Source organism: Bacillus altaicus (assembly GCF_042136375.2).
GTDB lineage: Bacteria > Bacillota > Bacilli > Bacillales > Bacillaceae_G > Bacillus_A > Bacillus_A cereus_U.
The window spans coordinates 1,254,430-1,267,443 of record NZ_CM143394.1 but is presented as its reverse complement, the minus strand read 5'-3'; the positions used below and the strand labels follow the sequence as shown (position 1 = coordinate 1,267,443).

Sequence of the window (13,014 nt, the reverse complement as noted above, 5' to 3'; positions counted from 1 at the left end):
CATTATAAATACCAAAAGTGGAAATTAGATAAACTGCTTAATAAAAAAATGTTAACTAGCATTACGAGAAATGCCCCGATATTCCACAGCACAATTTTCTTACCCTGCAACACATCTGCCGCTCGTAAATATAAGCCCACGCAATATACAAATAGAACGACAAAAGACCCGATTACTTTCGTATCATACCAATGGAAATTATCCAATTTTGTATATCCCCATATGCATCCTAATATAATTGCTAATAAGAAAAACGGAACAGAAAATAAATTTAATCCGTAAGACATAGATTCAAGCTTCGGCAAATTCCCTAACCTTCTTAATCTCGCATTCCATTTTTTCTTTTTTAATAGCCGATATTGCAATAAATACATAATAGAAAAAATAAACGATACAGTAAACGTTGCATAAGAAATAATCGCCATACCGACATGCACGTATACAAGTTCTGAAACTAATTGCTCTGCAAGTACTGGCGACATCTTTCCGAGCGGTGTAAAAATAGAAAAAGCGCTTACGCCAAATGCTACAACATTTGTAAAAAAGACTAAAAAGTCAATGCGCATAAATCGATTAATGACTAATGACATCGTAATCAATAACCAAACATAAAAATAAATCCCTGACAATAAAGTTAAAATAGGGTTCGTTTCTGAATCTGTAGCCCTAAGCAACATAAAGATAGACTGCAATACCCATACAATCGAAAGTAACCAAAAAGCAAATCGGTTCGCCTTTCGGTTACTTTGAAAATAATCTATAAAATATAAACTAATGCTACAAGCATATAAAATAATTGCAATATGATAAATAATACTGTTATTTAAAAAACTCATCCGATCATCCTTCCAAGTTATAAAGATGGAACGGATGGTGTCCACGCTCTTTTATGTTCTACTTCTTCCGTATTTCCCGCTTCTTCCACTTCTAAATCAAAAATCTTCGCAAATAAAGCTAATTTTTCGCCAGCTCCCTCTTCAGCAGCTAATTCTTTTGCTACTAAAATTGGGTCTTTTAACAATTGATTAATAATACTTTTCGTATGTTTACTAATTACTTTTTTCTCACGATCACTAAGGTTTGGTATTTTTCGCTCAAGACTTTCCATCGTGTCACTTTGAATTGCTAGCGCTTTATCACGAAGAGCCGATATTAACGGTACAACACCAAGCGTACTTAACCACGTTTTAAATAAAACCATTTCCTCTTCAATCATAAATTGAATTTTCTCTGCTTCTTTTAAACGTTCAGCACGGTTTGCTTCAACTACACCTTGCAGATCATCGATATCATATAAGAAAGAGCCTTCTAATTCATCAATCGCAGGATCAATATCACGTGGTACTGCAATATCAACCATAAATAACGGCCGACCAGAGCGCATTCTCTCTACTTTCGTCATCATCTCTTTCGTAATGACATATTCTGATGCACCCGTTGAACTAATTAAAATATCCGCTTCTAATAATGCACATTGCAATTCACTTAAAGGCTTTGCATGTCCCATATATTTCTCAGCCATCACTTCCGCTTTCGTAAGCGTCCTATTCATAACTGTTACTTTACGAGCACCGCTTCCGTATAAGTTTTGCAGTGCAAGTTCACCCATCTTACCCGCACCAAGAATAAGTACATGACAATCTGTTAAATCCCCAAATATTTTCTTTCCGAGCTCAACAGCAGCATAACTAACAGACATCGCACTTTCACCAATCGTTGTTTCTGAGTGCGCACGTTTTGCTAACGTAACCACTTGCTTAAACAACTCATTAAAAATTGTACCTGTCGCTTTTACTTGTTGCGCTTCTAAAAAGCTATCTTTTATTTGACCTAAAATTTGCGTCTCTCCAACAACCATAGAATCTAAACCGCACGTTACGCGGAATAAATGATCTATTGCGCCATCTTGTTCAAAAATAGACAAGTATGGTGCGACTTCTTCTATTTCAAGCTGAAACCAATCAGCTAAAAACTTCTTAATGTAATACCGTCCCGTGTGTAATTGATCGACAACAGCGTAAATCTCAGTGCGATTACAGGTTGATACAATGACATTTTCTAGTACGCTCTTTTGGTTTTGTAATGTAGTCATTGCTTGCTCTAGCTCTGCTGCCTGAAATGTGAGTTTCTCACGAAATTCTACAGGGGCTGTTCGATAATTTACACTAACAACAAGAATATGCACGCAGCATGTCCCCCTTCACCCGTTTTATCACTTTATCTACTATCATAATACAACTTTCCTCTTATGAATCTGACAATCGTGTGAACAACTGATTATTTTTTCTCCATATGTAATAAAGGAGCTTCAGTAAGATTAATAAAGAACTCTCTACTTTATAATGATTATAAAATAATAACTCTATTTGTACGTTACCAAAAAAAGTCCTCATAATCAAGTGATGGAAACTATTCCATATTAATTATAACATCATCTTTTCTATCTTCTTTCATCATGAAGGAAAATATGTATGATTGTTCCAAAATATAGTACTCACTTTCTCAATGCAATGCAATGCAATGCATTTGACATTGTATTTTTTTTCGTTATATTGATTTTACAAAATTAAATTGTGCACAATTTAAAAATATAAGGAGTTGCTTATGAAAGAAAATCCTTTACATCTAGATAACCAACTTTGTTTTTCTATTTACGCTTGTTCTAAAGAGGTTACTCGTTTTTACCGACCCTATTTAGAAGAAATGGGCATTACGTATCCCCAGTACATTACCTTACTCGTACTCTGGGAACTAGACGGACTAACAGTAAAAGAAATTGGAGAACGTCTATTTTTAGATTCTGGTACTTTAAAACCTATGTTAAAACGGATGGAATCATTAAAACTTGTACAACGTGTTCGTTCAAAAGAAGACGAGCGAAAAGTTTGTATTGAATTAACAGAACAAGGTAAAGATTTAAAAGAAATAGCTTGTTCATTACCGGCAACGATGGCTACAAATTTAGGAATTACAGAGCAAGAATATCATTCTTTATTAATCCAATTAAACACATTAATTGAAACAATGAAAAAAATTAATGATAGAAAAGGGGAATAAACATGGATAAATTATATACTGCTTCAGTAACAGCTACAGGTGGAAGAAACGGTAAGGTAGTTTCAGATGATGGCATATTAAATCTTGATGTAAAAATGCCAAAAGCACTAGGTGGCGCAGGCGGAGAGGCAACAAATCCAGAACAATTATTTGCAGCTGGTTATGCAGCTTGCTTTGATAGCGCATTGCAACTTGTAATTCGTACAAAACGTATGAAAGTGGAAAGTACAGAAGTGACTGCACACGTTTCTATCGGTAAAGATACAGATGGTGGTTTCGGACTATCTGCTGTACTTGACGTACATGTTGCTGGTGTTTCTCATGCCGAAGCACAAGAACTTGTAGAAGCCGCTCACGGTGTATGTCCTTACTCTAAAGCAACAAGAGGAAATATTGAAGTTACATTAAACGTACGCTAAAAGTTTAGTAAATAAAAAAAACGCGCGACATTCGTCACGCGTTTTTTGTTTTTGTCATTCTATGAATTGCTTTCCATGCTTCTTCTTTTCCAAGTCCTGTTTCAGAAGAGAATAGAACGATTTCATCGCCAATTTCAACAGCAAGCGTTTCTTTTACAACTTTTAAATGCTTTTGCCATTTCCCTTTCGGAATTTTATCGGCTTTCGTTGCAATAATAATTGTTGGGATTTCATAATGCTTTAAGAAATCATACATCATAATGTCATCTTTTGTTGGTTGGTGACGTAAATCAACTACTAATACAGCTGCGTCTAATTGCGTACGTGTTGTAAAGTAAGTCTCAATCATTCTGCCCCATGCCGCGCGCTCTGTTTTAGATACTTTCGCATATCCATAACCTGGAACGTCAACAAAATGCATCATTTCATTGATTAAGAAAAAGTTCAGCGTTTGCGTTTTTCCTGGTTTAGAAGAAATACGTACTAACTTTTTACGATTTAAAATTTTATTAATAAAGGAAGACTTCCCGACATTAGAACGACCTGCTAAGGCAATTTCTGGTAAATCACTGTCTGGATATTGTTCCGGTTTAACGGCACTAATTACAATATCTGCTTTTGTTACTTTCATTGTTTCACTCCTACTAATGCGTGCTCCAATACTTCGTCTAAATGAGATGCAAGCACAAACGTAAGGTTTTCTTTTACGCTCTCTGGAATATCATCTAAATCTTTCTCATTTTCCGCCGGTAAAATAATTTTTGTTAATCCCGCGCGGTGAGCACTTAATGTTTTTTCTTTCAAACCACCAATTGGTAATACACGACCACGAAGTGTAATTTCACCTGTCATACCAACTTCTTTACTTACAGGAATACCTGTTAGTGCAGAAATAAGTGCCGTTGCCATCGTAATACCTGCTGACGGTCCATCTTTTGGAACTGCTCCTTCTGGAACATGAATATGAATATCGTTTTTCTCATGGAAATCCGGATCAATATGAAGTTCTTCTGCACGAGAACGAATATAGCTAAACGCGGCTTGTGCGGATTCTTTCATAACATCCCCAAGTTTCCCTGTTAAAATTAATTTCCCTTTTCCTGGCGCTACAGACACTTCAATTGCCAGTGTATCGCCGCCCGCTGCTGTGTATGCTAGACCTGTTGCCATACCAACTTGGTCTGTTTTTTCAGCTTGACCATAACGGAATATATGCTTACCAAGTAAATCAACAATATTTTTCTCTGTTACAACAATGCGCTTGCGTTCTGCTGTAACGATAATTTTTGCTGCTTTACGGCAAACTTTTGCAATTTGACGCTCTAACGTACGAACACCAGCCTCGCGTGTATAATAACGAATAATTTCAAGAAGCGCTTCATCACGCACTTGCAAATTACCTTTTCGCAAACCGTGCTCTTTTAATTGTTTCGGCAATAAATGCTCACGAGCAATGTGCACCTTTTCAAGTTCTGTATAACCAGCAATCGAAATGATTTCCATACGGTCAAGCAATGGGCCAGGAACACTTGCAAGTGTATTAGCAGTTGCAACGAACATAACTTTCGATAAATCATATGGCTCTTCAATGTAATGATCACTGAAGTTATGGTTTTGTTCTGGATCTAACACTTCAAGTAACGCCGCTGATGGGTCTCCCCTGAAATCGTTAGACATTTTATCAATCTCATCTAATAAGAAGACTGGATTAACTGTTTTTGCCTTTTTCATACCTTGAATAATACGTCCTGGCATCGCTCCTACATATGTACGACGGTGACCACGAATTTCAGATTCATCGCGCACACCACCAAGAGAAACACGTACAAAGTTACGATTTAACGATGTTGCAATAGAACGTGCTAACGATGTTTTCCCAACCCCAGGAGGTCCTACTAGACAAAGAATTGGTCCTTTTAATGAATTCGTTAACTTCTGTACAGCTAAATATTCAAGTACTCGCTCTTTCACTTTTTCAAGACCGTAATGATCTTTATTTAAAATTTCTTCCGAATGAGCGAGGTCAATCATATCCTCTGTTGCTGTTGTCCATGGGAGAGCTAATAACCAATCAATATAATTACGAATGACACCACTCTCAGCAGAACTTACAGGTAACTTTTCATAACGATCTAATTCTTTCAGTGCAGCCTGCATTGTTTCTTCAGGCATTCCCGACTGTTCAATTTTCTCACGAAGTTCTTCAACTTCCCCGCCCTTGCCTTCTTTATCACCAAGTTCAGTTTGAATCGCCTTCATTTGCTCACGTAAGAAATATTCTTTTTGCGTGCGCTCCATTGAACGTTTCACTTTTTGTCCAATTTTCTTTTCTAGGCTAAGTAACTCTTGTTCATCTTGAATAATTGAAATAAGTGTATGTAGTCGTTCTTTCACAGATACAATCTCTAAAATCTCTTGTTTCTGCTTCGTTTTAATCGGTAAGTGAGAAGCAATTAAATCAGCTAGTCTTCCGGGTTCTTCTACATCAGCTACCGTTGCAAATGTTTCATTTGAAACTTTTTTCGAAACTTTAATATATTGTTCGAAATGCTCCAGTAACGTACGCATAAGAGCCTTCTCTTCTAAATCATCTTCTACTTCTTCAGCTACTGTTCTAATAGAAACTTGTACCAGATTTTCTTCTTCGATAAACTCTACTACTTCTGCTCTATGTAAACCTTCTACAAGGACACGAAGCGTACCGTTCGGCAATTTTAACATTTGCTTCACTTTCGCCACTGTACCTACACTATATATGTCATCTTCTTTAGGATCGTCGATATTCATTTCTTTTTGCATTGCTAAAAAGATGATATTTTCATCCATTGCCGCCTGCTCTAGTGCTTGTATCGATTTATCACGTCCTACATCAAGATGCAGAACCATCGTTGGATATACGAGAATGCCTCTTAATGGTAGGAGGGGTACAATTCTTTCATTCGTATTCATACTAGACATAGCACCTCCATAATAAATTAAACTCCTGTTCAACTATTTTATATTACAATACATCTAGATGCAATTGCAGAGATTCTTCGCAATTGTAAATCTCCTGTTTTTTTGTGCCTCACGAAAAGAAAAAAGACTTCGCTTAAGCATACAAACTTAAACGAAGTCTGGCAAATTTTTATTATTGTATATTCTCACATTGATTGCGCATCTGTTTCATCCAAAGCAGTATGTGCATCAAGCTCACGATGCATATTTTCCTGCATAAATGTTAATTCAAATACTTCTTTTAATTTGCGAACAGGAATGATCTCAATTCCCTTTATTGTATACAAAAATGGTTGCATGTTTTCAGCCGGAATGATGACTTTCTTAGCTCCCGCTTTTTTCGCAGCTTTTATTTTTGCGTACACACCACCAATAGGCTTCACTTCTCCATGGATACTTATCTCACCTGTCATCGCTACTTCATTATTCACATACGTACGATGCACCGCTGAATAGACACCTGTTGCCATAGCAATACCTGCTGAAGGACCATCAATCGGGATACCACCAGGAAAATTAATATGTATATCATACCCTTCTGGCAACACATCTAGAGAACGAAGTACTGTTAACACATTATCAACAGAACCTTTCGCCATACTTTTACGGCGGATTGATTTCGTTTGACTACCAATACTTTCCTCTTCTACAATTCCAGTGACATTTACTGACCCTTTATCTTTCGCAGGAATAGCTGTTACCTCAATTTCTAATAACGTACCTGTATTCGGCCCATATACAGCAAGCCCGTTCACAAGACCGATTCTCGGAATTGGATAAATACGTTTTTCGTACTTTGGTGTAAGCTGACTAGAATGAACAACCCACTCAATATCTTCATCTTTAATGAAAGGTCGTTCTTCATTTATCGCCATACCAGCAGAAATTTGCACGAGATTAATTGCTTCTCGTCCATTTCTTGCATACATTCCAATCATTTCGATACCGTTCTCACCTACTTGCATTTCCACTTTGTCAGCTGCATTTTTCGCTACTTTTTGAATTTCTTCTGTATCTAACTCACGGAAGAACACTTCTAAACAACGCGACCTAATTGCAGGAGGAATTTCCTCTGGTGAACGCGTCGTTGCACCAACTAAGCGAAAATCTGCAGGTAAACCTTTTTGAAAAATATCATGTATATACGTTGGAATCATCGAATTTTCTTCACTATAGTACGCACTTTCCAAAAATACTTTCCGATCTTCTAACACCTTTAGCATTTTATTCATTTGAATTGGATGTAATTCACCAATCTCATCAATGAACAAAATACCACCATGCGCATCTGTTACAGCCCCTTTTTTCGGTTGCGGGATACCCGCTTGCCCCATTGCACCTGCTCCTTGATAAATCGGGTCATGCACTGAACCAATTAATGGATCCGCAATACCACGCTCATCAAACCTGGCTGTCGTTGCATCAAGTTCGATAAATGTTGCATTTGTACGAAATGGAGATTTCGGATTTCGTTTCGCTTCTTCTAACACAAGGCGTGCTGCCGCTGTCTTTCCGACACCTGGCGGACCGTATATGATCACATGTTGCGGATTAGGACCACAAAGAGCCGCTTTTAACGACTTAATCCCGTCTTCTTGCCCTACAATGTCTACAAAGGATGTAGGACGTACCTTTTCCGCAAGTGGCTCTGTTAAAGAAACCTCACGCATCTTACGAAGCTGCTCTAATTCTTTTTTCGATTCTCGATCAATTGAAACTTTTTGTGTTCGCTGATTTCGAAGTAAATGCCAAAAGTACAATCCGACAATTACGCCAAAAACAAGTTGAACAAGTAAAAATATATTTGTCCAGCTCATAATTCATTTCCTCCCGCTATGTTTTACCTTTTAGTATTTCCTGGGAGGAATAGTGCTAAACATAAAGAAAAACAGCAATTATAAAAATTGCTGTTTCTTCTTCGCATTATGCAGATGTTTTTGTATCAAGTACAGTACCGTCTTGTAACACCAATTTTGGCGGTTCATTATCAACTACTGTTTCTTTCGTAAGAATACACTTCTCGATATCTTTGCGAGATGGCAGTTCGAACATTACATCAAGCATCAAGCCTTCAATAATAGAACGAAGTCCACGAGCACCTGTTTTACGTTCAATTGCTTTTTTCGCAATCTCAACTAGTGCACCTTCTTCAAACTCTAACTCAACATCGTCAAGCTCCAATAGTTTTTGGAATTGCTTAACAAGTGCATTTTTCGGTTTAGTTAAAATATCTACAAGAGCATCTTCATCAAGCGGCTCTAGGTTCGCAATAACTGGAAGACGACCGATAAACTCCGGAATTAAACCGAATCTTAAAAGATCCTCTGGTAAAACGTGAGATAAAACATGCTTCTCATTTACATCAGCATTTTTCTTCTCAGCACCAAATCCAATTACTTTCTCACCAAGGCGACGTTTAATAATAGGCTCGATGCCATCAAACGCTCCACCACAAATGAATAGGATATTCGTTGTATCAATTTGAATAAACTCTTGATGCGGGTGCTTACGACCACCTTGAGGTGGAACGCTTGCTACAGTACCTTCTAAAATTTTCAGAAGTGCCTGCTGTACGCCTTCACCAGATACATCACGTGTAATTGATGGATTTTCGGACTTACGTGCCACTTTATCAATCTCATCAATATAAATGATTCCTTTTTCCGCTTTCTCTACATCATAATCAGCTGATTGGATTAATTTTAGTAAGATGTTTTCTACATCTTCCCCTACATATCCAGCTTCTGTTAAAGATGTTGCGTCCGCGATCGCAAATGGAACATTTAAAATACGCGCTAATGTTTGTGCCAATAATGTTTTACCACTACCAGTTGGCCCAATAAGTGAAATATTACTCTTCGCCAATTCTACATCATCAATTTTGCTGTTAGAATTAATGCGTTTGTAATGGTTATATACCGCTACCGCTAGTGCTTTTTTCGCGTTATCTTGTCCGATGACATACTCATCTAAGATTTCACGAATTTCTACCGGTTTCGGTACATCTTTGAATTCTACTTCTTCGTCCTTCGCAAGCTCCTCTTGTACAATTTCAGTACAAAGCTCAATACACTCGTCACAAATGTAAACACCTGGACCTGCAACTAGCTTTCGAACTTGCGTTTGTGTTTTACCACAGAAAGAACATTTCAATTGACCTTTTTCATCATTAAATTTAAACATATTTTCACACCCCTTACAAAGTGCTAACCTCTTGCCTTCGTATGTACACGATAAATGTATCGTATGTAAATACATATTATGTCACTACGTGGCGAGAAATACAAATAATATGACTAGTTATGTACAAATAAAAAAATTTTAAAACTTTTGAAATATGTATATTCGACTTACAAAGGAACTTTTCCTTCTTCATCGAAAAGTTTTATAAATATATTTCTATATTTATAAAACAAGGCACGATTAAAATCGTGCCTTGTTATTTTATTATGCAGCGTTGTCTACTAAGAAGTCTACAGCTTTACGCACTTTAAGATCTTCAGATAAAGCGTCTACGCTTCCAAGAGCTTGCTTGATAGCGTCTACTGGCATACCGTACATTTCAGCCATTTTTTCAACTTCTGCAGTTACTTCTTCTTCAGTAACTTCGATGTTTTCAGCTTCAATGATAGCTTCAAGAACAAGATTGATTCTTACACGTTTTTGTGCATCCTCTTTCATTTGCTCTTTTAATTTGTCAGCGTCAGTACCTGTGAATTGGTAGTAAAGCTCAAGGTTCATACCTTGTTGGCTTAAACGTTGCTCGAATTCACGAACCATACGATCTAACTCAGTGTCGATCATAGCTTCTGGAATGTCGATTTCAGCGTTAGCAGCAGCTAATTCTACTACTTCGTCACGTACTTTGTGCTCAGCTTCGTGCTTCTTGCCTTCTTCTAAGTTTGTACGAAGTTTTGTTTTTAATTCATCAAGAGTTGTAACTTCTTCGTCAGCATCTTTAGCGAACTCGTCGTTTAACTCAGGAAGTTCTTTTGTTTTGATTTCGTGAATTGTTACGTTGAATTTCGCTGGTTTACCAGCTAATTCAGCAGCATGGTACTCTTCTGGGAATGATACTTCAACTTCTTTAGAATCACCAGATTTAAGACCAATTACTTGCTCTTCGAAACCTGGGATGAAAGTACCAGAACCGATTGCAAGAGAATAGTTTTCGCCTTTTCCGCCTTCAAATGCTTCGCCATCAACGAAACCTTCGAAGTCGATTACAGCTGTATCACCATCTGCAACAGTTCCTTCTTCTTTAACAACTAGTTCAGCTTGACGCTCTTGTAAAGCTTTTACTTCGTTCTCTACATCCTCGTCAGTTACAGTTGTTTCAACTTTTTCTACTGCTAAACCTTTGTAATCACCTAATTTAACTTCAGGTTTTACAGTAACTTTTGCAGTGAAAATTAAGTTTTGGCCTTTTTCGAATTTCTCGATGTCAATCTCAGGATGAGCAACTGGGAAGATACCAGCTTCATCGATTGCTTCACCGTATGCTTTTGGTAAGATGATATCTAAAGCATCTTGGTATAAAGATTCAATACCAAAGCGTTGTTCGAATAATGGACGAGGCATTTTTCCTTTACGGAAACCTGGTACATTAATTGTTTTTACTACTTTTTTGAATGCAGCGTCGATAGAGTTATTTACTTCTTTAGCATCAACTTCGATTGTTAAAACGCCAACGTTACCTTCTGATTTTTCCCATTTCGTAGACATTTATTCTTTCCCTCCAACTATAATAATGTATGCACATACCTCTATAGATTAAGATTTTTATTATCTCTTTTTTGAAATAACAAATGTACAAATAACCCTCTAGCAAAAAGCTTTCAGATACAATGTTCCAATCTACTAATTGTCTAAAAGACAACTACGGTATATTTTGTTCGAGACTAATATGAAACATATTAAGTAAGAGAATTATACTCCTCTTCTCTTACAAACAGGCAGATTTCTGCCTTTTGCAACCCTTACATTATAACATAGAATGTGCTCGTTTCAATAACTGAACGATTCTTTTTCATAATTATACGGGCAAATACCCTTCTCTTTCAATGCGCAGTAACCATTGATAGGCAATATGAAATTCCTCAAACTCAATATTGTATGCTGTCATAAGTTCTTCTTCATCAATAGCCAATCCGAAACGCTTTCTTCCAATTCTCTCTAAGACGGCAGCCCAAATTTCTACTTTATCCATTAATAGAGGGAATGGGAAAATGCTAATTTGTAATTCTTTCCAGTATGTAACCATTGCATCAAATATATCCGGATAATTTTGCTCTAACCGGTTTGAGAATTTATGTATAATTTTATCGGATTGCTCCTCATTATGACCTACAAATGCTGGAATCACCTTTATCGTATTCCCAAACTTCTCTACTTCAATCTCTTCTTCTATTTGATTTTCTACCATTTTATACAAAATAGAAGTTTTTAAATAAGGGTGCTGATCTTCGTCTATTAAAAATTTCTTTAAAGTAGGAAGTGCGAGATCCAGGTCTTTTAACGAAAGTTTCTGGATCACCCTTAGCTTTTGACCAAAGTTTTCTCCAAAAAGCAAATTGGCGAATTCTTCTAATTCAAAATTCGAATCCACTAGCGGTATATCTTCTTCATTCAACATCCCTTGCGCAAACAAAGCAAGCTGTGCCAATTTTTCCTTTTGCTCAGGAATTATATCTTTCGTTTGCAAAACTTCCTCAACAGTTTCGATGACACCTTCATAATCATTTGTTTGAACTAAAATAGTTACATACGTTTCAAGAATATCACCAAATAATACAGCTCCTATTTCAAGCAACTGCTTACATTTTCCTTTCGCTTCTTCCATACGTTTTAATTCTAGCAAACAAATAACTGAAGCTAATTCTGTTTGTTCCGTTTCTGCATTATACTGACGTAATATTTCAAAGCAGCGCAATGCATCTTCGAATTCCCGCTCTTTCAACGCTAAAAAACCTTTATCAATATAGCGTTCTGATAGTTGCGGAAACAATACGACCGTATTTTCTTTTTTATCCATACGTCCGCCTCTTTTTCTAGATTTTAATGATCTTCAAAGTAAATATATCAAATGCGTAATGAGAACACAACATTCCAAAATTATTTATTTGAAATATAGGAATATTCTATTTTCGCAACGAAAAGCAACAAACTTTTAAATGAAATTCATTTTTCACAAACAAAAACCCTCAGCAACAGACGCAGAGGATTCATCATTAACGGAAAGCTTTTATAATTGTGGGGTATATAACAAGGGTAATAATTTGGAGAACAATAATTGCCATAACAATCATGCTAAAATAGAAGATCGGTTTACTTCGCTTCATTAAAAACATAATAATAAGCATCGTACAAGCAAACAAACTTAAAAAGAACAAACTTGTTGTCGAACTAAGTATACCACTCGGGACAAAGAACAATAAAACTACACTACAAGTACCTATAATTCCAAATAACCATTCCATCCATTCACTCATTCCCTTTCCCTCTCATGGCAGTTTTTTCTACGCTACTAAATGTTTTACAA

The 13,014-nt window shown here is 36.6% G+C and carries 11 protein-coding genes; 2 read left to right on the top strand and 9 right to left on the bottom strand.

Annotated features, from left to right (window positions below; genetic code table 11):
* Positions 1–2 precede the first annotated feature (2 nt).
* Together ACE38F_RS06655 and hemA are read right to left on the bottom strand one after the other, a co-directional pair.
* Positions 3–836, bottom strand: a complete 834-nt coding sequence (locus ACE38F_RS06655) for a cytochrome c biogenesis protein (protein ID WP_215554308.1) — start codon at positions 834–836, stop codon at positions 3–5.
* A 17-nt stretch (positions 837–853) separates the two neighbouring features.
* Positions 854–2,185: a glutamyl-tRNA reductase gene (gene hemA, locus ACE38F_RS06650; RefSeq protein ID WP_002112063.1), complete on the bottom strand. Its 1,332-nt coding sequence runs from the start codon at positions 2,183–2,185 to the stop codon at positions 854–856.
* 419 nt (positions 2,186–2,604) lie between these two features.
* Here hemA and ACE38F_RS06645 point away from each other — a divergent pair, with 419 nt between their 5' ends.
* Together ACE38F_RS06645 and ACE38F_RS06640 are read left to right on the top strand one after the other, a co-directional pair.
* Positions 2,605–3,057 (top strand): MarR family winged helix-turn-helix transcriptional regulator, encoded by a 453-nt coding sequence (locus ACE38F_RS06645; protein ID WP_375369937.1) that lies wholly within the window; start codon positions 2,605–2,607, stop codon positions 3,055–3,057.
* 2 nt (positions 3,058–3,059) lie between these two features.
* Entirely contained in the window at positions 3,060–3,476 is a 417-nt protein-coding gene (locus ACE38F_RS06640; RefSeq protein ID WP_002015349.1) for an organic hydroperoxide resistance protein, read from the top strand.
* A 34-nt stretch (positions 3,477–3,510) separates the two neighbouring features.
* Here the strand turns inward: ACE38F_RS06640 and yihA are convergent, their stop codons facing one another.
* From yihA to ACE38F_RS06605, 7 genes are all read right to left on the bottom strand, one after another.
* Positions 3,511–4,107: a ribosome biogenesis GTP-binding protein YihA/YsxC gene (gene yihA, locus ACE38F_RS06635; RefSeq protein ID WP_215554311.1), complete on the bottom strand. Its 597-nt coding sequence runs from the start codon at positions 4,105–4,107 to the stop codon at positions 3,511–3,513.
* The gene (gene lon / locus ACE38F_RS06630; protein ID WP_215554312.1) at positions 4,104–6,434 is read right to left on the bottom strand and encodes an endopeptidase La; all 2,331 of its coding nucleotides are present in this window, start codon (positions 6,432–6,434) and stop codon (positions 4,104–4,106) included. The genes yihA and lon overlap by 4 nt, the downstream gene beginning before the upstream one ends.
* A gap of 185 nt (positions 6,435–6,619) precedes the next feature.
* Entirely contained in the window at positions 6,620–8,290 is a 1,671-nt protein-coding gene (gene lonB / locus ACE38F_RS06625) for an ATP-dependent protease LonB (protein ID WP_215554313.1), read from the bottom strand.
* 106 nt (positions 8,291–8,396) lie between these two features.
* A complete protein-coding gene (gene clpX / locus ACE38F_RS06620) occupies positions 8,397–9,656 on the bottom strand; it encodes an ATP-dependent protease ATP-binding subunit ClpX (protein WP_215554314.1) in 1,260 nt (419 codons plus the stop codon).
* A 264-nt stretch (positions 9,657–9,920) separates the two neighbouring features.
* Positions 9,921–11,198, bottom strand: coding sequence for a trigger factor (gene tig, locus ACE38F_RS06615; RefSeq protein ID WP_215554315.1), 1,278 nt, complete (start codon positions 11,196–11,198; stop codon positions 9,921–9,923).
* Positions 11,199–11,508: 310 nt separating this feature from the next.
* Positions 11,509–12,507: a hypothetical protein gene (locus ACE38F_RS06610; protein ID WP_375369938.1), complete on the bottom strand. Its 999-nt coding sequence runs from the start codon at positions 12,505–12,507 to the stop codon at positions 11,509–11,511.
* A gap of 196 nt (positions 12,508–12,703) precedes the next feature.
* Entirely contained in the window at positions 12,704–12,952 is a 249-nt protein-coding gene (locus ACE38F_RS06605; RefSeq protein ID WP_215556637.1) for a hypothetical protein, read from the bottom strand.
* Positions 12,953–13,014: the final 62 nt, after the last annotated feature.

Bases quoted from the DNA above. Each gene is read 5' to 3' on its own strand.
- tig (WP_215554315.1), bottom strand. From the start codon at position 11,198: ATGTCTACGAAATGGGAAAAATCAGAAGGTAACGTTGGCGTTTTAACA.
- ACE38F_RS06645 (WP_375369937.1), top strand. From the start codon at position 2,605: ATGAAAGAAAATCCTTTACATCTAGATAACCAACTTTGTTTTTCTATT.
- ACE38F_RS06640 (WP_002015349.1), top strand. From the start codon at position 3,060: ATGGATAAATTATATACTGCTTCAGTAACAGCTACAGGTGGAAGAAAC.
- clpX (WP_215554314.1), bottom strand. From the start codon at position 9,656: ATGTTTAAATTTAATGATGAAAAAGGTCAATTGAAATGTTCTTTCTGT.
- lon (WP_215554312.1), bottom strand. From the start codon at position 6,434: ATGTCTAGTATGAATACGAATGAAAGAATTGTACCCCTCCTACCATTA.
- yihA (WP_215554311.1), bottom strand. From the start codon at position 4,107: ATGAAAGTAACAAAAGCAGATATTGTAATTAGTGCCGTTAAACCGGAA.
- ACE38F_RS06605 (WP_215556637.1), bottom strand. From the start codon at position 12,952: ATGGAATGGTTATTTGGAATTATAGGTACTTGTAGTGTAGTTTTATTG.
- ACE38F_RS06655 (WP_215554308.1), bottom strand. From the start codon at position 836: ATGAGTTTTTTAAATAACAGTATTATTTATCATATTGCAATTATTTTA.
- lonB (WP_215554313.1), bottom strand. From the start codon at position 8,290: ATGAGCTGGACAAATATATTTTTACTTGTTCAACTTGTTTTTGGCGTA.
- ACE38F_RS06610 (WP_375369938.1), bottom strand. From the start codon at position 12,507: ATGGATAAAAAAGAAAATACGGTCGTATTGTTTCCGCAACTATCAGAA.